Source organism: Pseudoalteromonas sp. MIP2626 (assembly GCF_013414205.1).
GTDB classification, from domain to species: Bacteria; Pseudomonadota; Gammaproteobacteria; order Enterobacterales; family Alteromonadaceae; genus Pseudoalteromonas; species Pseudoalteromonas nigrifaciens.
Map to the genome: position 1 here is coordinate 64,473 of NZ_JAATTW010000005.1, position 24,957 is coordinate 89,429.

Consider the following 24,957-nt stretch of genomic DNA (forward strand, 5'->3'; position numbering starts at 1 on the left):
TTATGCGTTTATCAAATAACTTAATGTATCAAAACAGCATTAATAAAATACTACAAAATCAAAATGGCGTAGCAAACGCACAAGAGCGAGTAAATACTAGGCAAAAGTATTTATCTACCTCAGAAGCGCCTGCCGACATATCGCAAGCTATGCTGTATACCAATAAAATACAAAGTAATGAGCAATATACAAAAAATATTAACCAACTCAATGGCCGACTCAAAACCGAAGAAAGCGTACTGCAAGGTATTAACGAAAGTATTCAAGCAGCTAAAGATATTGCCTTAAAAGCAGGTAATGGCGCGTACAGTAAAGACGATTTAAAGTCGTTAGCGTCGGAGCTAACCGAAATACAAAAAACGTTAGCTAATTTAATGAACACCCGTTCAGAAGACGGTAAATATATATTTTCAGGCTACCAAGACAGCACGCAACCGTATCAGTTTGATGCCGCTAGCGGCAAGTACAATTACCAAGGCGATCAAGGCCAGCATAAAATTACTATTGCCGAAGGTGTGTCGATTAAATCTAGCGACAACGGCTACGACACCTTTGAAAAAACCAATGCACGCCTCGATGTAGCATCTAACACAGGCGATGCATCAAGTACGCTTACGGGTTCTGTTTATGTAGATAAACAAGGTGTTTTCGATCAGTTTCATAAAGAGCAATATAACCCTGATCCAGACCCTTTAGTGTCAGCCACAGCAAATACTTTTAATGTAGTGGTTACTGCTGGTGCTAACCCAGGCGATCCACAGCAGTATGAAATTTTACGTGATGGAGTAGCGCAAGTACCACCAGTTAGCGGAAATGTAACCGACGAGCCAATAGAGTTTGCCGGAATGAAAATTCAGCTAAGCGGCGCTGCACCTGGGCAGCTCGACTTTAGTCTCGAGCCGCCTCATAAAGAAAACGTACTTAATACACTGCAGGGTTTAATTACAGGTTTAAATAATGGCACGCTTGCGGGGGATGATTTTCAGCAAGTACTTAACGATGGTGTAACGCAGTTACAAAATGCCAGCGAACAAGTTGTGTTTACCCAAGCGAGTTTAGGTGGGCGGATGAATGTGCTAGAAAGAGTAACCGACTCTAACTCTGCGCTAGACATTCAAAACCAAAGTAATCGTTCAAGCCTGCTTGAAGTAGATATGGCTGCTGCAATTAGCGAACTCACTCAGCAAGAAACCGCACTACAAGCATCGCAAGCCACCTTTGGCCGCTTAGCCAAACTTTCGTTATTTGATTATATTTAAAGGTTAAGAGCAGGTTTTAGGTGTCAGGTATCAGGTATCAGGTTTTAGGTGTCAGGTGTCAGGTTTTAGGCAAAAACTAGCCAAGCTAGGCGTTTTTGTTGATGGAGGTGCGGTTTTATACCGCGCTTTTTGGTTTTCGACTATCTGAAATTTACTGTTCTTTGTGCAAATGGGTTTAGTAAATTTATTTACAAAGAGGTTATGAGGGCGCTGCGCTTTAGAGAAGAAAAAAGCACTCAATTATGTGTTTCCGAGTTTTTCAATTTAGTTCTCATTTACTCTCATTGTTTTCTCTTTGTGCAAAAAGGTAGTTTTAACTTTCAACAATTAGCCAAGTTGGGGGGAATTAAATTCAGCGCGTATTTTAAAGCGCATCAATCAATAAAGGCTATCATCTTAGTTGTATAACACCTTTATTATTAGTTAGTTATATTTTTTGTTTAAATTAATTTAGTTTTTATTAAAAAAAAGCTAAAGATAATTTCTGCTCTGCCGTTAACTTAATCAGTACGGAGCTTGAACATACATTTGTGACAGCTCTTGGTTAAATTAAAATAGCAACATTACGAAAGTAATCAGGAGTTTTATCATGGCTATATCAGTAAATACAAACGTATCTTCATTAAACGCTCAGCGTAACCTTTCTAAATCAGGTCAGGGTTTAGCTACATCAATGGAGCGTTTATCATCAGGTATGCGTATCAACAGTGCAAAAGATGATGCCGCCGGCCTACAAATTTCAAATCGTTTAACATCGCAAATAAATGGTTTAGGTGTAGCGCAACGTAATGCTAACGATGGTATTTCAATGGCGCAAACAGCTGAAGGTGCAATGCAAGAGTCGACTAGTATATTACAGCGTATGCGTGAACTTGCTCTTCAATCAGCGAATGGATCTAATAGTTCTGATGATAGAGGCTCTCTTCAAAAGGAAGTATCTGCATTACAAGAAGAGTTGACGCGTATCTCAAAAACGACTTCTTTTGGTGGTCAACAGTTATTGAATGGTGATTTTGGTACTAGAGATTTTCAAGTTGGCTCAAACGCTAACGAAGTTATTTCACTTTCCTTAAGTAGTACAGCGTCAACAAAAATTGGTAATAATACCGTTTCTGGTGGAGGAACAGTTTATGGTGCTGCCGCTGCAGCAAAGACACTAGCCACTGCTTTTGGTGATGTAACTGCTGATGCAGCTTTTGAAATACAAGGACCTGCCACTAATGCGGTAATAGGTGTAGTTGCAGACGCGACAACAACAGAGCAAGTTACGGCGATAAATAATGCTAAAACGGGTGTTAAAGCTACAGCTACTGTATCTACTTCTATCGGTAGTTTGACATCGGCTGATAATGGTACGCTGACTATAGGCACTGATACCTTTGCATTGAATGACTATAAAGGTGATATGAAAAAGCTAGCTGCTGATATAGGAAAAGCTGGTCATAGTGCAACGTTCAATACAGTCACAAGTGAAATTGATATTACAGCAAAAGGTGTAGATGGTGTTGAAATATCAGGTGCAACGGCTGGGACAGCTACCTTGGGTGGCGTAGTTGCTGGTGCAACAAATGCGGAGGTTAGTGTTACATCTGAGCTTTCTCTTTCATCATTTGATAGTTTTTCAGTTGTAGGTACTACTGCTAATGAAATATTAGGAGGTGGTCTTGCAGCAGGCGGTGGAGCATCTAAGCTTGACCAGGTAGCTAATATTGATATTTCAGGAACGACAGGTGAAGGTTCTCAAAATGCAATTGCGGTGATAGATGCGGCTTTAGCACAAATAGATAGTCAAAGAGCTGATATTGGTGCTGTACAAAACCGTTTTGGCCATACAATCAGTAACCTTGCAAATATTCAAGAAAACGTATCAGCTTCACGTAGCCGTATACAAGATACTGACTTTGCGACTGAAACAGCGCAAATGACTAAAAACCAAATATTGCAACAAGCGGGTACGTCTATCTTGTCGCAAGCGAACCAGTTGCCACAAGCAGCACTTAGCTTATTAGGTTAATAGCTAACTAATACCAAAAGTCAGTATTAGTAATTTAAAAAAGGAGATGGCTTTGTTCATCTCCTTTTGTCGTTTAACTTACTAAATTAAGCTAATTTATAAATAGTGTACAATGTTTAAAACTATTTAGGAGGCGTTATGAATACAATTACCTCAGGCGCAGAAGCTTTAGTAACGGCAAGTAATACAGGGCAAGCTAGCGAAAGTAAAGTAGAGCAAACAGCTACGATACTAACGGCTAGTGCCATTGACGATGTTAAAAAAAGTGCTTCACAAGCACAGCAATATCAAAGTAATGCTGACACTGCTACGCAGCAGCAACAACCGCTTGAGCGTGAACAGCTGGAAAAAGTGGCGCAGCAATTGCAAGATTTTATGGGCGAAATGAATCGTAGTTTACAATTTCAAGTTGATGAAGATTCAGGCCGCGATGTAATTAAAGTGCTCGACAAAAGCACTGGCGATGTAATTAAACAATACCCTTCGGAAGAAGTGTTAAGTTTAGTGTCTAAGTTGTCTGAAACTGCGGGTTTATTAATTGATCAAACAGTATAGCTATATATTTATATAACTAAATAGTAGCTGCGTTTTTTAAGTTTTTTGTTTTTTATTTAATAGTGTAAAGGGGTATAAACATGGCTATTTCGTTTACAGGGTTAGGTTCAGGCTTACAAGTATCTGAAATTGTGGGTGCATTGGTTAATGCCGAAAAGGCGCCTTTTGAATCACGTTTAAATAAAAAAGAAGCTAACTTAACTACCGATATTTCCGCTGTGGGTGCGCTTAAAGCTGCACTTGAAAAAGTACAAGAGTCGATGAGTGCATTAGGCGACGCCGATAACTATCAAAAACGTACGACATCGGGTAATGATGATTTTATATCGCTGAGCTCAGATAAAGACGCTCAACCAGGTGGCTACTCAGTAAAAGTAAATAATTTAGCCACTGAGCATAAAATAATGTCGAGTGCATTTGATGCCACCAACCCTGTTGGTGCTGGCACCATGACGTTAAGCTCGGGCGATAATAGCTTTGATATTGCAGTATCAGACACTGCAACGCTAAGCGAAGTGCGCGATGCAATAAACAACAGTAAAGATAATAAAAGCATTAACGCCACCATAATTACCGATGATACTGGTCAGCGCTTAGTGTTTTCGGCTCAAACCAGTGGGCTTGAAAACCAAATTAAAATAGCAGTGGCTGATGACGATGCTAACAACACCGATACCTTAGGTCTTTCGCGTTTAGCGTTTGACCCTGCACCCGCAGGAATAAAAAATGTGAGCGAAGTGGTTGCCGCTGCTGATGCGTCAATAACTATTGACGGCACAGTAACAGTAACTAGCAGCACTAACGAATTTAAAAACGTGATTGATGGCGTGACTATTACCGCTAAAAAAGCACAAGGTGTTGACGATGACCTAAGTAAGCTAACCGTTAAAGAAAATAACAATAATATTAAAGCAGGGCTAGATAGCTTTATTAAAAGTTATAACGAGCTGTTAGAGCTGAGTAAAAACTTAGGTAAATCTGGCGAAGATGGCGCAGGCGTAATGGCGGGTGATTCTCTGCTGCGCGGTGTTATGTCAAAGTTAAGGCAAGAAATTACCAACAGTGTTGACTTAGGTGATGGTAACTCTTTATCGTTGTCGCAGTTAGGTGTTGAAGCCGACCGCTATGGTAAATTAAGCTTAGATAGCGAACGCTTAGATGAGCAAGTAAAAAATGATGTTGATTTAGTACAGCAGTTTTTTATTGGTGAAAATAAAGACGAAGGCGGCTTTGCCCAATCGTTTGATGAGTTAATGAACTTTTATACTAAGTCTGATGGCTTAATTCAAAACAGAATAAAAAGTAAAGAAGGCCAGCTTCGCGGGATTGATGACGAACGAGTATCGTTTGCACGTAAAATGCAGTCGTTAGAGTCGCGCCTTTATGCGCAGTACAACAGCATGGATTTATTGGTGGCAGGCTTAAATTCAACCAGTAGTTACCTTCAATCTCAGTTAGATAATATGCCAGGCGTAGTTAGAAAGTCTAAGTAGTTAAGGGTTAGGCTTTAGGGAGGAGGCTAGGTTTTACGCTAATACAAACACTGAGCTTGCGAAAAGGTAGTTTTCAGTTTTTAAAGGTGCGGTTTTATTTAATAACAACAATACCGCACTTTTTGCGTTAAACAGATTAAAACAGTGCAAAAAGGCTTTAAGTGATTTACTCACAAAGAGGCTAAGGGACGCTGCGCTTTAGAGAAGAAAAGGCACTAAATTACTTGTTTAACTCACTTCTCATTCCCCGCGTCCTCTCCTCGCTATGCATATTTGATTTAAGTAAATATATTCACAAAGAGGTTAAGAGGGCGCTGCGCTTTAGAGAAGAGCAGTGGGCAACACCATCGTTTAATTTACTTCTTATTATGCTAACTGTCTTTTTAAGTGCTTTTAAGTGTTTTTGTAAGCGCTGATCGCTTTGTCTGACTTTTTATGCTTTAACAAGGCTTTAAACGAGTCGTCTTTATGGATATTAGCTTGAGTTAAAATAGCATTAATATGCGCTTGTGTTGTTATAAGCTCGTCACTACTTGGCTGCTCAGCGCTTTCGCACCAGCTTTTTAAGCACGTATTTAACGCTTCAAGCTGTAAAGCTGCTGCGTCAGCATCGTTGTTATTTACCAGTGTTTCAAGCTCGCAGAGCAATTGTTTAATTTGCTCTGCTGGCTGTTGGTCAGTAATTAAAGGCATAATAAATTAAACTGCAGGAGAGCGTTCGCTAGCAGGAATATTATCCCACCCTTCTTTTATTTCTTTCACTATGCTAGAAACTTCCATAATTGCTGCTGTATCGTTATTTAAGTTAGCTTTAGTTAGTGTACGCTGGCAATAGTCGTATAGCGCTAATAAGTTGTCTGAAATTTCTGAGCCTTGCTCAACGTCAAAATTAAGTGCGTCTTGTAATGCGCCAAAAAGTAAAATGCAGGCTGAAATATTTTCGCCCTTTTTTTCAATTTCTTTGCGTTCAATAAAACCTTTGGTTGCAGCTAAGCGCCCAATAATGTTACTAAAAATTAGGTTTATTTGTTCGTAAGGTGTCATTTCGCTAATACTGCTTGCACGAACTTGACCGTATTTTTTAATTGATGCATGTGCCATGAGAAGATCCTAAATTTTGATAACTAAAAATATTAATACAATGCCAGCAATTATAATGCCAAGCATTTTATATATATTTACTTATCGGCATTTAAGGTGGCAACTTAAGTAAATATTAGTGAATATTTTTATTATAAAGTGACTTTATTCTCTAATTTAAGTATTAAGCTTTGCGATTAACTTATTATGCGAATGTAGGGGTATTTACAACCTTAATACTTAATGGTTAATCCTTAAGTATTGTTGCTTTAATTAAAGTGTCTGTTTTTTGGCGTTAATGTCAAAAAGTCGCCACTAGTGCTTGCATACAATTTCAACTGGCTTACAATTTGATTAACAAAATAAATTAGTGAAATGAATGGCCAGCTAAATATGATCTTAATTTTAGATAATAATAACAATCGCTCGATAGGATTATATGCCTCACTTACTTTTATTGGTGAAGCGGTGCAATTACAAACGGAAGCCGACTTTGAGCAAGCGTGTAGTAAGTATCAAAGTAAAGAATGTATTGTAATATTAGGTGCACTGCAGGCGCTCGATCACGAAAGTTTAATTAAACGCTATCCTACGTTTCCTTTTTTGCTAATTGGCGAAACACTCAAGCCTTTACTGAGTATTGCTAATGTAGTGGGGCTGATTTGTGAGCCATTTAGCCACGAAATAACCACGCAACTATTACACGACTGCCAACAATATCAGCGCATGTTGCCTATTGAGCACAAACACAGTAAACCACACAATACTTTTGATGGCCTAGTAGGCGAAACATCTGCGGTTAAAGACCTGCGCTTTTTAATTGAGCAAGTAGCAAAAACCGATGCTAATGTACTTATTTTAGGTGAGTCGGGCACAGGTAAAGAGGTAGTGGCGCGTAACGTGCATTTATTATCTAAACGCCTTAAAGGGCCTTTTGTACCGGTTAACTGTGGTGCTATTCCGGGGGAGTTGCTCGAAAGCGAATTGTTTGGCCATGAAAAGGGTGCATTTACAGGGGCAATTTCTGCTCGTAAAGGGCGTTTTGAACTGGCGCAAGGCGGTACGCTATTTTTAGATGAAATAGGCGATATGCCGCTGCAAATGCAAGTTAAGTTGCTGCGCGTATTGCAAGAGCGCAGTTATGAGCGAGTAGGCGGCACTAAAGCGATTCAGGCTGATGTGCGCATTATTGCTGCAACCCATCGCAACCTCGAAACTATGATAGAGCAAGGCACGTTTCGTGAAGATTTATACTACCGATTAAACGTATTCCCCATTGAAAGCCCGTCGCTTACTCAGCGCGCCGATGACATACCGCTGTTATTAAAAGAGTTAATGCGCCGCGTTAATGAGCAAAGTGGCTCAACCGCTAAGTTTACTGAGCGCGCGGTCGAGAGTTTAAAAGAGCATAGTTGGCCGGGTAATATTCGCGAGCTTGCAAACTTAGTTGAGCGAATGGTGATAATGTTCCCAGAAAAAGTGGTAGATGTTCCTGATTTACCGGCTAAGTATCGTTATATTGAAGTTGAAGCCTATGAGCCGCAGTACCCAGAAGAGTTAATGGAGCGTGATGCCTTTAACGACATATTTAGCACCGACTTTAGCGATTATGACGATGAACCCGAACACTCTACAGCAGCAGATTCAGGCTTGTTACCCAGCGAAGGGATTGAGCTTAAAGAATATTTAGCCGAGCTAGAAATTAACTTAATTACTCAAGCATTAGAGCGCTTTGATTATGTAGTTGCCCGCGCCGCCGAAATACTCGGAGTACGCCGCACTACTTTGGTCGAAAAAATGAAAAAATATAACTTGTCTAGAGACTAAAAATTAAGGGCAGCTATCAGGTTTTAGGTGTCAGGGTTCAGGCTTTAGGTAAAAAATAACCAAGCACAGCGTTTAGCTTGCTGACGCGCGTACGTAGTGCGACTTAGTCTTAGTAACAATATTCGCTAAGAGGGTTAGAGACGCTGAGCTATAGAGACTTATAAATAGGTGTACTGTTCTTTTTTTGTGTTGTTATGCACAGCTCTTGGTGAAAATAAATTTCACTAAATGTAATAATTACAGAGGCTTGATTAAAAGCCTGAAATCAGACTGTTTGCCTAGCCCCTAGCCCCTAGCCCCTAGCCCCTAGCCCCTAGCCCCTAGCCCCTAGCCTCATAACTTCTTCTTTTCTAAAACAGTTATTACTGTGATCGTTAACCATACCGCAGGCTTGCATATGGGCGTATACGGTTGTTGGCCCTAAAAACTTAAAACCACGCTTTTTTAAATCTTTAGCAAATGCGCTTGAGGCAGTGGTAATTGCTGGGGTGTTGTCAGCAGAATTTAAATTACTTACTTGCGGCTTATTGCCAACAAACTGCCATTGATAGTTACTAAAACTGCCAAACTCTTGCTGAATTTTAATAAAGCATTTGGCGTTATTTACAGTAGCAGCAATTTTTAAGCGATTGCGCACAATACCCGCATCAAGCATTAGTTGCTCAATATCTTGATCGGTAAATGCTGCTACTTTGTGTACATCAAAATCGGCAAAAGCATTTTTATAACCATTACGCTTTTTTAAAATAGTGTACCAACTCAATCCTGCTTGCGCCGACTCCAGCGTTAAAAATTCAAACAGTTTTTTATCGTCATACACTGGCACTCCCCATTCGTTATCGTGGTATGCAACGTAGTCGGGTTTGCTGGTGTCGAGCCATGAGCAGCGAGATTGCTTGGTCATTATAGTTCCTTAGTTGCGGTGCTTTTATTTGCGCGTCATTTTAATGTCGCGTATTTTTACTGTGTAACTCAATGATATACATGGTAATAAAAGGTGGTATAAATTGTGCATTTAACCCTGTATCTGCATCAATTAGAGATTTGATTATGGCACTTGCTAGTGTGTTAAAACCACAGTTTATTTCTGCAAATCAGTATAACCCATGTTTACTTCAAGAGGAGTATATAGGGGAGTTAAGTGATCTGCGTAAACAGGCTAGTTGGCTTTCGCATTTAGTAGATACTATGCCCGCAGGAGTAATTGTGCTTGATGGTAAAGGCATGATAGCGAAAGCGAATCAAATTGCGATTGATATGCTTGGCGAGCCGCTTGAAGGCGAAAAGTGGTTTAGTGTTATTCAGCGCTCTTTTCGGCCTCAGCAAGATGATGGCCACGAAGTGTCTTTAAAAGACGGGCGCTTAATAAAACTTGATATTACTGCACTTGCCCCAGAGCCTGGGCAACTTATTTTAATGACAGACTTGAGCGAAACCCGCCGCTTACAAAAGCGGGTTGCGCATATGCAGCGCTTAAGTGCGCTGGGTAAAATGGTGGCATCTTTGGCGCACCAAGTACGTACGCCGCTGTCGGCGGCTATGCTTTATGCTGCTAATTTAGGTTCAAAACGCTTACCCGAAGCATCTCGCGATAACTTTCAAACAAAGTTAATGTCGCGTTTAAAAGATTTAGAAAACCAAGTAAACGACATGCTGCTATTTGCCAAAAGTGGCGACCAGCATGTGGTTGAGCAAGTGTCTATGCAGCAATTATTAAGCGAAGTGAAAACCGGTGCAGATGCCATGGTAACGCTTAATAACAGTGAGCTTGATGTAAGCTTACCTGAGCCCGACATTGCGATTTTAGGGAATAAAACCGCGCTTGCCAGTGCGATTCAAAACCTGATTCATAACAGTATTCAAATTATAGGTGCTGGGGCACAAGTGCAAGTAAGTGCAATGCGCGATTTGCAAACCCCAGATTTTGTACGCATTAGCGTGAGTGATAATGGCCCAGGTGTTGACCTACAGCAGGTAGATAAACTGTTTGAACCATTTTTTACCACTAGCAGCCAAGGCACAGGCTTAGGGTTGGCGGTTGTTAGCTCTGTTGCTAATGCGCACCAAGGGCGTATTGAGGTGACTAATAATGTACATGGCGGCGCTTGTTTTAACTTGTTATTGCCAATTAGCGCAGCATCTAAATTAGAGGAATCGTTATGAGTAATACTATTTTAGTTGTAGAGGACGACGCAGGGCTTCGCGAAGCATTAATAGATACTCTAGAAATGTCGGGTATTGAATGCGTTGCTGCCGACAGTGCAGAGCAGGCGATGTTACTACTAAAAAAAGAATCCTTTTCGTTAGTGGTGAGCGATGTGCAAATGGGCGCTATGAGCGGCCTAGATTTACTGCGCAGTATTAAATTAAATTACCCCGATTTACCGGTATTAATGATGACCGCCTACGCAACTATTGACGATGCGGTAGAGGCAATGCGCTTAGGCGCGATTGATTATATGGCCAAACCATTTGCACCCGAGGTGCTATTAAATATGGTGAGCCGCTATTTGCCCGAAAAACCTAAAGAAACCGACGGCCCTATTGTTGCCGACCCAACGAGTATTCAATTGCTGGAGCTTGCAAGCAGGGTAGCTAAATCAGACGCCAGTGTTATGGTGCTGGGGCCAAGTGGCTCGGGCAAAGAAGTATTAGCGCGGTTTATTCATGATAAATCAGCGCGTGCTGCAAAGCCCTTTGTGGCTATTAACTGTGCGGCGATTCCTGAAAACATGCTAGAAGCAACATTATTTGGCTACGAAAAAGGCGCGTTTACTGGCGCGATTCAGGCATGCCCAGGTAAGTTTGAGCAAGCACAGGGCGGTACAATTTTACTTGATGAAATTACCGAAATGGATTTAGGCTTACAAGTTAAACTACTGCGTGTATTACAAGAGCGTGAAGTTGAACGCTTAGGTAGCCGTAAAACGATTACGCTGGATGTACGCATACTCGCAACCAGTAACCGCGATTTAAAACAAGCGGTAGCGAATAATCAGTTTAGGGAAGATTTATATTATCGCCTTAACGTTTTTCCGCTAATGTGGCGGCCATTGTGCGAGCGCCCTGGCGATATAATTGTGTTGGCGAAGCACTTAATTGAACGCCATTTAATAAAAGCTAAGCAGCCGCTGGCTATTTTAGATAAGCAAGCTGAGCAAAAGCTCCTTAGCCATACATGGCCAGGTAATGTGCGTGAGCTTGATAACGTAATTCAGCGTGCGCTTATACTGCGCAGTGGTAACAGCATAGGTGAGCAAGCTATTTTTATTGAAAATTTAGCCCCAAGTAACTTTGTAGTAGAGCCAGCAATTAGTGAAAGTGCGTTAACTAGCGCCTATTACGATAGTAAAACAACAGCCGTTATTAATGACGAAAAGTCGGGTGATGAAAAGCTTGATGATCAAACACCGAATGAGCAAAAATCAGATTTACTCGCTCAAGATACAGGCAGTTATAAAGATGAGCTTAAAGATAAAGAGCATCGAATTATTTTAGAAACACTTGCGCGTTGCCAAGGCAAGCGTAAAGACGTAGCCGAAACTTTGGGTATTAGCCCGCGAACTTTACGTTATAAACTAGCGCAAATGCGCGACTTAGGTATTTCACTTCCTGCATAACCTTCAAAAAAGCCCTAAATTCAATACCTTGAATTTAGGGCTGTCAAAACTCTGACTAAGTAAAAACTAACTGTAACACCATGTATTTAAAGCTTTATTTATGTGGCACGTTTTGTGCTTTATTAACCTTAAGAGTTAACTGCATTGTTAGAGACAAATAATGAAAATTCAAAATAGCGCTGTATTTCAAGAAATGCAATCAATGGCCTTAGAAGCGGGCCGTAATAATCAAATTAATAAATTGCCTACGCAAGTTCAGTCTACGTCATCAGCACAATTTGGCGATATGCTTAGCAATGCGCTCAATACTGTGCATGAGTTACAGCAAGACACAGGTCAAAAAGTAAAAGCGGTTGAAATGGGCGACAGAAGCGTATCACTTGCTGAGGCAATGATTGCTTCGCAAAAGTCTTCTGTTGCATTTGAAGCGACCGTACAAGTGCGTAATAAACTTGTTGAAGCTTACAAAGAAATCATGAATATGCCTGTTTAATCAGGTAGTGGAGAATAATTGTGGCGCAATCTAATCAATCTACAGATCTTGCACTTGCTAGTGGCGGTATTGAGCAAAGCGATAGTGACGATCAACAAGAACAAAAGTCGGGCTATTTAAGTGCGTTAAGCGGTGTTGATGTATTGCGTCAAGTTACCCTTGTTATTGCACTGGCGATTTGTTTGGCAATTGCCATTTTTGTGATTATTTGGGCACGTCAGCCAGATATGCGCCCATTAGGTAAAATGCCCACCGAAGAGCTAATTCAAACGCTTGATTTTTTAGATGCGCAAAAAATAGATTATCAACTAGATGGCAATGTAGTGTCGGTTGATGAAAGCGAATACCAAAATATAAAATTACTAATGACTCGCGAAGGCTTGGATCAAGGTCCTACTTCTGGTTCAGACATAATAATGCAAGACATGGGCTTTGGTGTAAGCCAGCGCTTAGAGCGCGAGCGCCTAAAGCATGGCCGAGAGCAACAACTTGCCCGCACTATAGAAGAGCTAAATAACATCACTCGCGCCAAGGTGCTGTTAGCTATTCCAAAAGAAAACGTATTTGCCCGCAGAGAGAAAAAACCATCAGCAACGGTCGTACTTACGCTTAAACGCGGACGCTCGCTTAACAGCGAAGAAGTAGACTCTGTGGTGGATATGATAGCCTCAGCAGTGCAAGGATTAGAGCCTGCACGTGTAACGGTTACCGATCAAAATGGCCGTTTATTAAATTCGGGCTCACAAAGCTCACTTTCTGCGCGTTCTCGTAAAGAGTACGACCTAGAGCGTAAGCGCGAGCAAGAATACCTAGAAAAAATTGATAGCATTTTAATCCCTATTGTTGGTTTGAGTAATTACACTGCGCAAGTTGATTTGAGTATGGACTTTAGCTCATTAGAAGAAACGCAAAAACGTTATAACCCAGACCTACCAGCGGTAAGAAGCGAAACCACGTTTGAGGAAAACAACATAGGCGGCTTAGCTGTGGGTATTCCTGGCGCGTTAAGTAATCAGCCTCCGGTAAATTCAGATATTCCAGAAGTAGCAGGCCAAGGCGGCGCAGGAAGTGCTACTTCACCGAGTCGTACGCATAAAGAAGCCACGCGTAACTATGAGCTCGATACTACTATTTCGCATAAGCGCCAACAAAGCGGCACGATTCGCAGAATTAGTGTATCGGTAGCGGTTGATTATTTGCCAACAGTGGGCGAAAACGGTGAAACCACCATGACCCCGCGCTCGGTTGAGGCACTGTCAAATATTCGACGTTTATTACAAGGTGGTGTTGGCTTTGATATACAGCGCGGCGATGCCCTAGAAGTAGTAACAGTTCCCTTTGTACGAGAAGCCGTAGATATGAGTTTTGAAGTACCTTTATGGGAACAAGACTGGTTTATGAAAATAGTACGCTTAGTACTGGCTGCATTGGTTATTATTGTGTTGATTATGGCTGTAGTTAAACCTATGCTAAAACGCTTAATTTACCCAGACAGCACGCTTGATGAGTACGATGAAGATGCACTTAGCTCAGGGGTTGATATTGGCGATAATAGCTTAGATATGCTAAATAAAGACTTTGATTCTGCTTCAGTTGGCTTCTCAAGCGATGGTACACTGCAGCTACCCGATTTACATGGTGACGAAGACTTACTTAAAGCCGTACGTGCCCTTGTAGCTAATGAACCAGAACTATCATCACAAGTAGTGAAAGCGTGGTTAACAGAAGATGACTGATCAAAACCAAAAACAACTCCCAGCAGCTTTCGATGTTGATAAGCTAGATGGCGTAGATAAAGCGGCCATACTGCTATTAAGTTTATCTGAAGAAGATGCAGCGCAAATACTCAAACACTTAGAGCCCAAACAGGTGCAAAAAGTGGGTATGGCGATGGCCGGTTTGCAGGATCTATCGCAAGCTAAAATAAGCGCAGTACATAATTTATTTATAGAGCAAATTCAAAGCTTTAGTACAATTGGTTTTCAATCAGAAGACTTTATTAAAAAAGCGCTTACTGCTGCATTAGGTGAAGATAAAGCCGCTAGCTTAATTGACCAAATAGTAATGGGATCGGGCGCTAAAGGACTTGATTCGTTAAAGTGGATGGACTCGAAACAAGTAGCTAACATTATTCGTAATGAGCATCCGCAAATTCAAACCATTGTATTATCTTATTTAGAGCCTGAGCAATCTGCCGAAATACTGGCGCAGTTTCCTGATAAAGTGCGCCTAGATTTAACCATGCGTATTGCTAACCTTGAAGAAGTGCAGCCAGCTGCCTTGCAAGAGCTTAACGAAATTATGGAAAAACAGTTTGCAGGCCAAGCGGGTGCGCAAGCTGCGAAAATGGGTGGCTTAAAAGCGGCTGCCGATATTATGAACTACCTAGATACCAACGTAGAAGGGCAGTTAATGGACTCTATTCGTGAGCATGACGAAGAAATGTCGCAACAAATTCAAGATCTTATGTTTGTGTTTGAAAACTTAATGGACGTAGACGACCGTGGTATTCAAGCAATTTTACGCGAAGTACAACAAGACGTACTAATGAAAGCTATTAAAGGTACAGACGATGCGCTTAAAGAAAAAATACTCGGTAATATGTCTAAACGTGCTGCCGAAATGCTTGCCGATGACTTAGAGGCAATGGCACCAGTGCGTATTAGTGAAGTAGAAGCAGCGCAAAAAGAAATACTCTCTACGGCGCGTCGATTGTCTGACTCGGGCGAAATACAGCTTGGCGGCGGCGGCGGCGAGGAGTTTTTATAAACCATGACTAAATCGTCAATGCACAAAGGGCGTCCACTGCACGCAGATGAAGCCGATGAACTATTAAAGCATTGGGATGTTCCTGATGTAGCACCCGATGAAAAAAGCTTTGGTAATCGCTCTACTGCCTTTGGTACACCGCTTGCTGAGTTGTATCGAAAAGAAATGGCTGAAGAGTCGCTAATTGAAGAGCCGCAAGAACCTGAGTTACCTGCGCTTACTATGGCCGAACTTGAGCGCATTAGACAAGATGCGTTTGAAGAAGGTGTAAAACAAGGACACGAGCAAGGTTACATAGACGGTTTTGATAAAGGCGTTACCGAAGGTAAAGAAGCTGGCTACAAAGAAGGCTTAGAGCTGGGAAAAACCCAAGGCCAAGAAGATGTAAAACCACTAATAGAAGAGCAGTTAACTGGCCTACGTAGTATTTTAGAGGGGTTAACCGCGCCGCTAAGTAAAGTAGATGAGCAAGCTGAAAAACAATTAGTGCAATTAGCCGTTATGCTTGCAGAGGCCATTATTTATCAAGAAGTAAAAACCTCTCCTGATGTTATTTTACACACCCTTAAACACAGTATTGATGCGCTTAATACCGAGCAAGAAAAAGTACGCATTCATTTACACCCCGAAGATTTAGAGCTAATAAAGCAAAGTTATGGCGAGCAAACAGTGACAGATAATAACTGGCAGTTGATTGCAGAGCCAACGTTAGAGCGAGGCGGCTGCGAAGTTAAAACGGCGCAATCATCGCTTGATATGACACTTAAAACGCGTGTCAAAGAAACATTGGATAGTTTTTTGCATAGCAGTAGTATCTAACTATTTTATTGGTCTGTTATGTCTGCTTTAGATGTTTCATTAAGCGAACGCTTATCTCAATACAAACAGCATATTAAACCGCCAACACTTGCTGTAGCGGGTATTTTAACGCGAGTAGTTGGCCTTACCCTTGAGGCTAAAGGCTTACGTGCGCCTGTAGGTAGCCAATGTAAAATAGAAACTATGAACGGCTTTGTTGATGCCGAAATAGTTGGTTTTAACGACCAAACTTTATATTTAATGCCAAACGATCATATATCGGGGGTGCTTCCTGGTGCTCGGGTGATCCCCCAACTTAACGACACAGGTTTACCTGTAGGCATGAGTTTGCTGGGCCGCGTAGTTGATGGCTTAGGTCGTCCTCTTGATGGTTTAGGTAAAATTAATGCCGAGCACTATCTTAAGTTTGCCCAAAAACCGATAAACCCTCTTTCAAGACGACCTATAAGCCAGCCTATGGATGTAGGCGTGCGTGCTATAAATTCAGTAATAACAGTAGGACAAGGCCAGCGAATGGGCTTGTTTGCAGGCTCGGGTGTAGGTAAGTCGGTACTGCTTGGTATGATGACTCGTGGTAGTGAAGCCGATGTTATTGTGGTGGGGCTGGTGGGCGAGCGTGGCCGTGAAGTAAAAGAATTTATTGAAGAAATACTTGGTGTTGAGGGGCGTAAACGCTCGGTGGTTGTAGCAGCACCGGCAGATTCTTCACCATTAATGCGTTTAAAAGGCTGCGAAAGTGCGGTGACTATTGCAGAGTACTTTCGCGATCAAGGGTTAAACGTTTTGTTATTGCTCGATTCGGTAACGCGTTATGCCATGGCGCAGCGTGAAATAGCACTTGCAGTAGGCGAGCCACCGGCGACTAAAGGCTACCCGCCTTCGGTGTTTGCAAAACTGCCAGCGCTGGTGGAGCGTGCCGGTAACGGCGGAGAAGGGCAAGGCTCTATTACTGCCTTTTTTACCGTACTAAGTGAAGGCGATGATATGCAAGACCCCATTGCCGATGCGGCGCGCGCCATACTCGACGGCCATATTGTACTTTCGCGGGAACTGGCCGACAGCGGTCATTATCCGGCAATTGATATAGAAAAATCCATTTCGCGAGTAATGCCGCAAGTGGTATCTGAGACGCACATGCAACAAGCGCGAGTGCTTAAGCAGGTGTACTCTATGTACCAGCAAAATAAAGACATGATCACCTTAGGTGCGTATCAAAAAGGGACAGATCAAATGCTTGATCAAGCCATAAATATGATGCCAAGAGTAAATGCCTTTTTACAGCAAGGCATGCGCGATGTAATTAGTTACGACGACGGCCTGCAAGGGCTAGCGCAGTTATTAGGGCAAGCATAATGGCTAAAAACAAACTGCATTTATTACTAAAAATTGAAAACGATAAAGAAGAAACGCTGCGGATGAGCTATTTGCAGGCGAATCAAAATTTGCAGGCAAACCAGCAAAAACTCCAAGGTTTAAATAACTTTAGATTGGAATACACCCAGCAATTACACATTAAAGGGCAGTCGGGCTTATCAAGTGCTGGGTTTAGTCAGTTTCATGCATTTATTGCTAAAATAGAAGAAGCAATTCGCCAACAAGCCAATACAGTAAACACTGCAAAACAAGTGGTTAGCCAGCGTAAAACCCTGTGGTTAAAGCAGCAAATTAAGGCTAAAGCAGTCGCTAAACTCATCGAAAAACAACAGTTAAAGGCCGATGTGCTAGTGGCTAAAAATGAGCAAAAAATGTTGGATGAATTTTCGGCTAATCAGTTTTTTCAACGACACAACAATCGACTTTAGTAACAACCGACTTTAATAAGTAGCGAGTACCTTAATCGCTTTAACAAAAACCGCTTTAGCAAAAGCTTGTACCTTATAAACAAAGGCACGTTAATTGCTTTGTTGTTAAGTGAACTATAATTTTAGGCATTATTGGGTGGTTTGTTGCCGCTTTATATTAGGTGATTTATGACGATTAATGATATTTCAATGTTAGCGGTATCTGAGCAAGACGCTTACTCTAATAAACAAACGAGTAACTCAAGACGTAATGATGACTCTGATACTGGTTTTTTTAATCAGTTAGAAGATGCCAATAAAGCGGCTTACAATAATAGCAGCAAAGCTAAAGCAGGCGCTAGCAATGCTAAGGCTGAGCAGCCTGAAACACAAGACGATGCTGTTTCGGGCGATAGTATGTTGGCGCAAATAAATGCTGCGCACACTATAGACACCTCAGTTAAAAAGAACGCTGATGCTAAAGCCGAGGCTTTAGGTGAAGACGCTAAGCAATTAAAAGGGAAGCCTGATGATCAGCTTGCCCCTATTGTAATTGCACCGCAAAAAGGTGTGTTTAGCGATGTTGCAGCAAGCGCTGAAGCGGCAAATGAAAAGTTAATGCCCTTATCGCAAGGTATGGCTACGGCAAATAATAAAGGCGATACAACAGCGCAAAAACAATCGGTAGATGCCGCAGTAATGAACTTGCTAAGCAAAGATAGCGAGGCAATTAAATCAGATCCGTTACTTGCTAAACTTACACCTGAGCAGCATGAGCAATTAACTACGCAGCTGCAGGCAAGTAGCAAACCCAATAGCAACGACAACCTCGCAACGTTAAAGCAAATGCTTACTCAATATGTTGTTGAAAGTGATAAAGCAAGCGCAGCAGACACGGCTAAACAGGCTTTAAATTCTCAAATAAATGCATTAACCACCCCAGAAAAACAAGCGCTACTGAGCCAGTTAAATAGCTATATTAAAAATGAGCAGCCACAAGGTGAGCAGCTAGCAAGTATTAAGCAAACAATTGCAGAGCTAAGCGCATCGATTGATAAAAAAGTATTAATATCTGCAGATGATAAAACAGCATTAAATGCGCTTAGCGATAAAGAACTCACTAAATCGTTAGAGTCATTGCAAAAAAATAACACTGAACAGTTATCACCCCGAGCAGCACAATTATTGACGCAAATTACCAGTACGGTAAATGGTTTAGGCCTATACGATAGTGTAGGGTATGAGCAAACTATAGTTGATATGCAAGCGTTGCAGGCTGGGCAATTACAAAGCACAGCGCAAGTTAAACAAGCAAGCTTGGACCCAGGTGTTATGCAAGCGCTTAATATTATAAAAAGTGACGCGGCAAAAATGTTGCAAGAGCGAGTGAGCTCTATGCTTAGCATAAATAATAAAGTAGCAGAAATTCGTCTCGACCCACCAGAAATGGGCAGTATGCAAATTCGCATCAGAAGCGATGCAGAGCAAGCACAAATAAACTTTGTAGTACAAAACCAGCAAGCTAAAGAAGCGCTTGAACAATCGCTTCCGCGCTTACGCGAAATGCTTGCCCAGCAAGGTATAGATTTAGGCGAAAGTACTATTTCTTATGGTGAGCCTGGAGGGCAAGGAGCAGAGCAAAATGATGACAACGATAGTCGTCGTTTAGCTAATAATGAATTGACTACTGATGAAAACGATGAGCAAATTAATACACAAATACCAAGTTCTCGACAACAAACGTCATCATCAATAGATTACTATGCCTAAGTACTGCTATTATAATAACTAAAACAAGCAAGTACCTTTGCTAATAAAGGAAATGTCATGGCTGAAGAGACTAATTTAGAAATAGAAGAAACAGGTAACAGCAAAAAGAAACTCATAGTAATTATTGCAGCTGTATTGCTTGTTATTGTTGCAGCTGTTGTTGGTTATTTTTTGCTTTCGGGCTCAGACACGCCAGCGGAAACGTTAAATGATGAAGCCGCTACAGCACAGCAAGCAAGCTCTTCTACAGGCTCATCGGCCAAAATAGGCAGCGCACTTTATGTTGCAATGCCAAGACCTTTTGTATTTAACATACCGGGCTCTAGTCGCGATAGAATTGTGCAAATTAAAGTGGAATTATTAGTGCGCGGCGAATCAAACGAAGAAACCGCTAAAAAACATATTCCACTAATAGAAAGTACATTATTAAGTATATTTTCTATGACCACGGCTGACGAACTAAGCACCAGTGTAGGTAAAGAAAACTTACGCTTTGCAGCACTAGAAAAAGTACAAGCTAGCTTAATGGACGTTGAAGGCAGTAAAGTAATTGAGCGGGTATTATTTACCGGCTTTGTGATGCAATAAGGGGCTAGCGTGAGCGATTTATTATCCCAAGACGAAATTGATGCGTTATTGCATGGTGTTGATGACGTTGACGAGGAAGATATACCCGAAGGTGAAGACGGTGAAGGCAATACGCTTCAGTATGACTTTTCTTCGCAAGATCGGATCGTACGTGGGCGAATGCCGACACTGGAAATTGTTAATGAACGCTTTGCTCGTCATATGCGAATTAGCCTATTTAACATGATGCGCCGCACCGCTGAGGTGTCTATAAATGGCGTACAAATGATTAAGTTTGGCGAGTATGTGCATACTTTGTTTGTGCCAACCAGTTTAAATATGGTGCGTTTTAGACCTTTAAAAGGCACCGGCCTTATTACCATGGAAGCACGTTTAGTGTTTATTTTGGTTGATAACTTTTTTGGTGGTGATGGCCGCTACCATGCAAAAATTGAAGGGCGTGAATTTACCCCTACAGAGCGACGCATTGTGCAAATGTTACTAAAAATAATCTTTGAAGATTATAAAGAAGCATGGGCACCGGTAATGGATGTATCGTTTGAATACTTAGATTCTGAAGTAAACCCTGCTATGGCTAACATTGTAAGCCCAACCGAAGTGGTGGTTATTAGCTCTTTTCATATTGAATTGGATGGCGGTGGGGGAGACTTTCATATTGCTCTGCCTTATTCTATGCTGGAGCCAATTAGAGAGCTGCTTGACGCGGGTGTGCAATCGGATACCGAAGACACCGATTTACGTTGGAGTAAGGCACTACGCGATGAAATAATGGACGTAGAGGTTGAGCTATCTACTCAGTTATTGGAAGTAGATTTAACACTAAAACAAATAATGGAACTCAAAGCAGGTGATATTATTCCGGTAGAAATGCCTGAGCATATAACTGTATTTGTTGAAGAGTTACCGACATTTAGAGCTAAAATGGGCCGCTCACGCGATAGTGTTGCGCTGCAAATTAGTGAAAAAATTAAACGACCTGATTCAGTTAAATCTGAGCTGCATGTATTTACCAAAGGCGGCAAGAAAATTGATTCAGATGCAGAATTAGCAGAACTAGAAGATGATTTACACCTCTCTGACGGTGTAGACTTAGACTGGTAATTGATTAAAAGGTTAAATGTATGAGCGATGATCAAGACACTATGGATGAATGGGCAGCAGCTTTAGCCGAAGCTGAGGGCACTGATGACAGTGGCCAAGCAAAAGTAACTGAACTCGATGAATTAAGCGATGCAAAACACGAGATCAGTGGCGATGAAAAACGCAAGCTCGATACAATTTTAGATATACCTGTGACTATTTCTATGGAAGTAGGGCGCTCTAAAATTAATATTCGTAACTTATTACAATTAAACCAAGGCTCGGTGGTAGAGCTTGACCGTGTTGCAGGTGAGCCGTTAGATGTACTGGTTAATGGTACTTTAATTGCCCATGGCGAAGTGGTGGTAGTAAACGATAAGTTTGGTATTCGTTTAACCGACGTAATTAGCCAAGTAGAACGGATCAAAAAATTACGATGAGTATGGTTGTTGCTTTAACCAGCTCGGTATTTACAAAAGCAGAGCAGGTAACACCCACAGGCGATATTCTCTCTATGGTGTTATCGCTTGTTATGGTGCTGGTGCTAATTATAGTACTGGCATTTTTTGTGAAAAAGTTTAATCCAAATTTAGCAAATAGTGATGAGTTTAAAGTAGTGCGTAGTTTACCACTGGGCTCGCGTGAGCGTTTAATGGTGGTAGAAATAGATAACGCACAACATTTGTTAGGGGTTACCCCGCACAGCATTAACTATTTACATAAATTAGACACACCTTTGAGTGAAAAAGAGCTACCAGAATTAGCAAAACGCTTTAGTAAGCTTTTAAACCCACAAGCAAATCAAAATAAAAAGAATTAAAATTATGACTAAATGGCTGCTTCTTATTTTTGTCATGCTGTTTGTACCAAATGTTAGTGCAGAAGGAATAGACGCACTAACCATTACCACAAATGCAGATGGCACCCAAGACTACTCGGTAACGCTGCAAGTATTGGCGATTATGACCGCGCTGAGCTTTATTCCAGCGGCTATAATCATGATGACCTCGTTTACCCGTATAATTGTAGTGCTGGCTATTTTGCGCCAAGCCATAGGTTTACAACAAACCCCCTCAAATCAAGTATTGCTAGGCATGTCGTTATTTTTAAGTATTTTTATTATGGCGCCTATTTATCAGCAAGTGAACGAACGCGCTATAGAGCCCTATCTAAGCGAGCAAGTCACTTCAATGGAAGCATTGGAGCTGGCAAAAGAGCCAATGAAAGCCTTTATGCTGTCGCAAGTGCGTATTAAAGATTTAGAAACCTTTGCCAAAATAGCGGGATACGATCAGTTAGACTCGCCAGAAGCCACTCCTTTAATTGTACTTATTCCGGCGTTTGTAACCAGTGAGCTGCAAACTGCTTTTATTATTGGTTTTATGTTTTTTATTCCTTTTTTAATCGTGGATTTAGTGGTGGCGTCGGTATTAATGGCCATGGGTATGATGATGCTATCGCCAATGATAGTGTCTTTACCGTTTAAAATAATGCTGTTTGTGTTGGTTGATGGCTGGAGCTTAGTGATGGGAACCTTGGCAAAAAGCTTTGGTTTAGGCACATGACCTTACTTAACACTAAGCTAATTACGCACTAGGAGTACGCCGTGGAACCAGAAGTATTTGTTGATATTTTAAGTAGCGCGCTGTTTTTAGTAATTAAATTGGTTTCTGCTATTGTAGTGCCGGGCTTAATTGTGGGTTTAGTGGTTGCCGTGTTTCAGGCTGCAACTTCAATTAACGAGCAAACTTTGAGTTTTTTACCACGCTTACTAATTACTATAAGTGCGCTTATTGTTGGCGGCCACTGGTTTACCCAAGAGTTAATGGACTTTTTTACCCGCCTAGTATTACTTATTCCTGAAATTGCAGGCTAAGTATGGAATTACCGTTTGCTGTCGTAATTCAATGGTTGAGTGACTTTTTACTGCCATTAGTGCGTATTAGCTCAATGATTATGGTAATGGCTGGCCTTGGCGCTAAAAACGTACCTACACGTATAAAAATGGGCTTAGCAATTGTTGTTACCTTTGTTGCTGTGCCTATGCTGCCGCCTGCTACCTTTACTAATTTGTTTTCGTTTGAAATGATTTTAGTGGTTATTCAGCAAATGCTAATAGGCATTGCGATTGGCTTTGCATCTACCTTATTGTTAAATACCTTTGTGTTAGCTGGGCAAATATTGGCTATGCAAACGGGTCTTGGTTTTGCCTCTGTGGTTGACCCCTCCAATGGTTTAAGTGTGCCTGCAGTAGGGCAGTTTTACCTTATTTTAGCGACCTTATTATTTTTTGTATTTAATGGTCATTTAATGATGATTCAAATGGTGGTACACAGCTTTGAAGTGCTGCCAATTGATGGTAATTGGTGGTCGGTGGATCATTACTGGGACATAGTAACTTGGGGCGGCTGGATGTTTACTACAGCGCTGGTGCTATCACTGGCACCGCTTACCGCTATGCTGGTAATTAATATGTCGTTTGGCATTATGACCCGCGCCGCGCCACAGCTAAATATTTTTTCTATTGGTTTTCCGTTTACTTTAGTTGCTGGGCTTATCATTATTTGGGCGACCTTAGGTAATTTTGTATCGCAGTTTGAGTTTCAGTGGCTAAAAATGGTCGAGTTAATGTGCTCATTAGTGGGCTGCTCGCCTTAGGAGGTTATTGTGTCTGAAGATTCTGGACAAGAAAAAACCGAAGAACCCACATCCAAAAAAGTAGAGGATGCCAAAAAGAAAGGCCAAATAGCACGCTCCAAAGAGCTGGGCACTATGTTTGTGCTTATTTTTTCGGCTATTTCGTTGCTCATGTACGGCCCCGAAATTGGTAAAGGTTTGTATAACGTAATGGGTAGAATGCTTAGCCTTAACCGTAACGAAACCTACGACACCACCAAAATGTTTGCCGTATGGGGCGAAGTGGCCGATGCGCTGATGTTCCCTATGGCAATGTTTGTATTTATTATTGTATTAGCTGCTTTTATTGGTAACACCATGTTAGGTGGCTTTAATTTTAGTTGGCAAGCTGCTGCGCCTAAAGCTAGTAAAATGTCGCCCGCTAAAGGCTTTAAACGTATGTTTGGCCCCCAAGCTGGGGTGGAGCTGTTAAAGTCGCTGTTAAAATTTGGTTTAGTTGCCAGTTTTGCAGTGTTTTTAATTAATACCTTTTTTGATGAAATACTGCACTTAAGTGTAGAAAGCGCCCCAGGTAATATTATTCATGCCTTAGAAATATTGGCTTGGATGTTTTTAGGCTTGTCTTGTACCTTAATTATTATTGCTGCGATTGATGCGCCATTTCAAAGTTATAATCACAATAAACAACTTAAAATGACCCTTCAAGAAGTAAAAGACGAGTATAAAAACTCAGAGGGTGACCCGCAAATAAAAGCGCGCATAAGACAAACCCAGCGGCAAATGTCGCAAAAACGTATGATGCAAGATGTGCCCGATGCCGATGTTATTGTAACTAACCCTACCCATTACTCTGTGGCTTTAAAGTACGACACCGAACGCGCCGGAGCACCTATAGTAGTTGCCAAAGGAATTGATGAAATGGCAATGCAAATTCGTAAAATAGCGATTGGTAATGAAGTGCCTATTTTAGAATCGCCGTCGCTTACTCGAGCGCTTTATCATACTGCAGAAGTGGGGGAGCAAATTCCGGATCAGTTATTTACCGCAGTTGCGCAAGTATTAGCTTATGTGTTTCAGCTTAAGCGCTTTAATAAAGGGCGCGGAAAACGCCCCACCAAACTTAATAAAAAACTGCCTATTCCTGACGATTATCAGTATTAATTTAAATAACC

Annotated in this window: 25 protein-coding genes; 22 read left to right on the forward strand and 3 right to left on the reverse strand. The window is 41.4% G+C overall.

Annotated elements, in window-relative coordinates; all coding sequences use genetic code 11:
• Window positions 1–2 precede the first annotated feature (2 nt).
• From flgL to fliD, 4 genes are all read left to right on the forward strand, one after another.
• Window positions 3–1,259, forward strand: a complete 1,257-nt coding sequence (gene flgL / locus HC000_RS04960) for a flagellar hook-associated protein FlgL (RefSeq protein ID WP_179807096.1) — start codon at window positions 3–5, stop codon at window positions 1,257–1,259.
• A gap of 589 nt (window positions 1,260–1,848) precedes the next feature.
• Window positions 1,849–3,273 (forward strand): flagellin, encoded by a 1,425-nt coding sequence (locus HC000_RS04965; protein WP_179807097.1) that lies wholly within the window; start codon window positions 1,849–1,851, stop codon window positions 3,271–3,273.
• 138 nt (window positions 3,274–3,411) lie between these two features.
• Window positions 3,412–3,828 carry a flagellar protein FlaG gene (locus tag HC000_RS04970; protein ID WP_179807098.1) on the forward strand — a complete coding sequence of 139 codons (417 nt, stop codon included), beginning with the start codon at window positions 3,412–3,414 and terminating at the stop codon, window positions 3,826–3,828.
• Between the two features lie 80 nt (window positions 3,829–3,908).
• The gene (fliD, locus tag HC000_RS04975) at window positions 3,909–5,321 is read left to right on the forward strand and encodes a flagellar filament capping protein FliD (protein WP_179807099.1); all 1,413 of its coding nucleotides are present in this window, start codon (window positions 3,909–3,911) and stop codon (window positions 5,319–5,321) included.
• A gap of 393 nt (window positions 5,322–5,714) precedes the next feature.
• Here fliD and HC000_RS04980 read toward each other — a convergent pair whose 3' ends face one another.
• A complete protein-coding gene (locus HC000_RS04980) occupies window positions 5,715–6,014 on the reverse strand; it encodes a hypothetical protein (RefSeq protein ID WP_179807100.1) in 300 nt (99 codons plus the stop codon).
• Window positions 6,015–6,020: 6 nt separating this feature from the next.
• The gene (gene fliS / locus HC000_RS04985; RefSeq protein ID WP_179807101.1) at window positions 6,021–6,422 is read right to left on the reverse strand and encodes a flagellar export chaperone FliS; all 402 of its coding nucleotides are present in this window, start codon (window positions 6,420–6,422) and stop codon (window positions 6,021–6,023) included.
• A 372-nt stretch (window positions 6,423–6,794) separates the two neighbouring features.
• Here fliS and HC000_RS04990 point away from each other — a divergent pair, with 372 nt between their 5' ends.
• Window positions 6,795–8,228: a sigma-54 dependent transcriptional regulator gene (locus HC000_RS04990; protein ID WP_179807102.1), complete on the forward strand. Its 1,434-nt coding sequence runs from the start codon at window positions 6,795–6,797 to the stop codon at window positions 8,226–8,228.
• A gap of 313 nt (window positions 8,229–8,541) precedes the next feature.
• Here the strand turns inward: HC000_RS04990 and HC000_RS04995 are convergent, their stop codons facing one another.
• The gene (locus HC000_RS04995; protein ID WP_179807103.1) at window positions 8,542–9,132 is read right to left on the reverse strand and encodes a DNA-3-methyladenine glycosylase I; all 591 of its coding nucleotides are present in this window, start codon (window positions 9,130–9,132) and stop codon (window positions 8,542–8,544) included.
• A 146-nt stretch (window positions 9,133–9,278) separates the two neighbouring features.
• Here HC000_RS04995 and HC000_RS05000 point away from each other — a divergent pair, with 146 nt between their 5' ends.
• The 17 genes from HC000_RS05000 (at window position 9,279) to flhB (ending at window position 24,946) form a co-directional block, all read left to right on the forward strand.
• Window positions 9,279–10,391: an ATP-binding protein gene (locus tag HC000_RS05000; protein WP_089368937.1), complete on the forward strand. Its 1,113-nt coding sequence runs from the start codon at window positions 9,279–9,281 to the stop codon at window positions 10,389–10,391.
• Window positions 10,388–11,848 carry a sigma-54 dependent transcriptional regulator gene (locus HC000_RS05005; RefSeq protein ID WP_179807104.1) on the forward strand — a complete coding sequence of 487 codons (1,461 nt, stop codon included), beginning with the start codon at window positions 10,388–10,390 and terminating at the stop codon, window positions 11,846–11,848. Before HC000_RS05000 ends, HC000_RS05005 begins: the two co-directional genes overlap by 4 nt.
• A 160-nt stretch (window positions 11,849–12,008) precedes the next feature.
• Window positions 12,009–12,341, forward strand: a complete 333-nt coding sequence (gene fliE, locus HC000_RS05010; RefSeq protein ID WP_041454357.1) for a flagellar hook-basal body complex protein FliE — start codon at window positions 12,009–12,011, stop codon at window positions 12,339–12,341.
• 20 nt (window positions 12,342–12,361) lie between these two features.
• Window positions 12,362–14,077, forward strand: a complete 1,716-nt coding sequence (fliF, locus tag HC000_RS05015; protein ID WP_179807105.1) for a flagellar basal-body MS-ring/collar protein FliF — start codon at window positions 12,362–12,364, stop codon at window positions 14,075–14,077.
• Window positions 14,070–15,110, forward strand: coding sequence for a flagellar motor switch protein FliG (gene fliG / locus HC000_RS05020; protein ID WP_011327486.1), 1,041 nt, complete (start codon window positions 14,070–14,072; stop codon window positions 15,108–15,110). The genes fliF and fliG overlap by 8 nt, the downstream gene beginning before the upstream one ends.
• 3 nt (window positions 15,111–15,113) lie before the next feature.
• Window positions 15,114–15,929, forward strand: a complete 816-nt coding sequence (gene fliH, locus HC000_RS05025) for a flagellar assembly protein FliH (protein WP_226898005.1) — start codon at window positions 15,114–15,116, stop codon at window positions 15,927–15,929.
• 18 nt (window positions 15,930–15,947) lie between these two features.
• Complete coding sequence (fliI, locus tag HC000_RS05030) at window positions 15,948–17,282, forward strand: flagellar protein export ATPase FliI (RefSeq protein ID WP_011327488.1); 1,335 nt, start codon at window positions 15,948–15,950, stop codon at window positions 17,280–17,282.
• The gene (fliJ, locus tag HC000_RS05035) at window positions 17,282–17,731 is read left to right on the forward strand and encodes a flagellar export protein FliJ (protein ID WP_041454359.1); all 450 of its coding nucleotides are present in this window, start codon (window positions 17,282–17,284) and stop codon (window positions 17,729–17,731) included. The genes fliI and fliJ overlap by 1 nt, the downstream gene beginning before the upstream one ends.
• Before the next feature lie 168 nt (window positions 17,732–17,899).
• Window positions 17,900–19,480 carry a flagellar hook-length control protein FliK gene (locus HC000_RS05040; protein ID WP_179807106.1) on the forward strand — a complete coding sequence of 527 codons (1,581 nt, stop codon included), beginning with the start codon at window positions 17,900–17,902 and terminating at the stop codon, window positions 19,478–19,480.
• Window positions 19,481–19,537: 57 nt separating this feature from the next.
• Window positions 19,538–20,068, forward strand: a complete 531-nt coding sequence (gene fliL / locus HC000_RS05045; protein WP_179807107.1) for a flagellar basal body-associated protein FliL — start codon at window positions 19,538–19,540, stop codon at window positions 20,066–20,068.
• 9 nt (window positions 20,069–20,077) lie between these two features.
• Window positions 20,078–21,169: a flagellar motor switch protein FliM gene (gene fliM / locus HC000_RS05050; RefSeq protein ID WP_011327492.1), complete on the forward strand. Its 1,092-nt coding sequence runs from the start codon at window positions 20,078–20,080 to the stop codon at window positions 21,167–21,169.
• Between the two features lie 20 nt (window positions 21,170–21,189).
• The gene (gene fliN / locus HC000_RS05055; protein ID WP_011327493.1) at window positions 21,190–21,588 is read left to right on the forward strand and encodes a flagellar motor switch protein FliN; all 399 of its coding nucleotides are present in this window, start codon (window positions 21,190–21,192) and stop codon (window positions 21,586–21,588) included.
• Window positions 21,585–21,968, forward strand: coding sequence for a flagellar biosynthetic protein FliO (gene fliO, locus HC000_RS05060; RefSeq protein ID WP_041454360.1), 384 nt, complete (start codon window positions 21,585–21,587; stop codon window positions 21,966–21,968). Before fliN ends, fliO begins: the two co-directional genes overlap by 4 nt.
• 4 nt (window positions 21,969–21,972) lie before the next feature.
• Entirely contained in the window at window positions 21,973–22,713 is a 741-nt protein-coding gene (fliP, locus tag HC000_RS05065; RefSeq protein ID WP_011327495.1) for a flagellar type III secretion system pore protein FliP, read from the forward strand.
• Window positions 22,714–22,754: 41 nt separating this feature from the next.
• On the forward strand, window positions 22,755–23,024 hold the full coding sequence (gene fliQ, locus HC000_RS05070) for a flagellar biosynthesis protein FliQ (protein WP_011327496.1): 270 nt from the start codon (window positions 22,755–22,757) through the stop codon (window positions 23,022–23,024).
• Between the two features lie 2 nt (window positions 23,025–23,026).
• Entirely contained in the window at window positions 23,027–23,806 is a 780-nt protein-coding gene (gene fliR, locus HC000_RS05075) for a flagellar biosynthetic protein FliR (protein WP_011327497.1), read from the forward strand.
• A 9-nt stretch (window positions 23,807–23,815) separates the two neighbouring features.
• Complete coding sequence (flhB, locus tag HC000_RS05080; protein ID WP_089367878.1) at window positions 23,816–24,946, forward strand: flagellar biosynthesis protein FlhB; 1,131 nt, start codon at window positions 23,816–23,818, stop codon at window positions 24,944–24,946.
• Window positions 24,947–24,957: the final 11 nt, after the last annotated feature.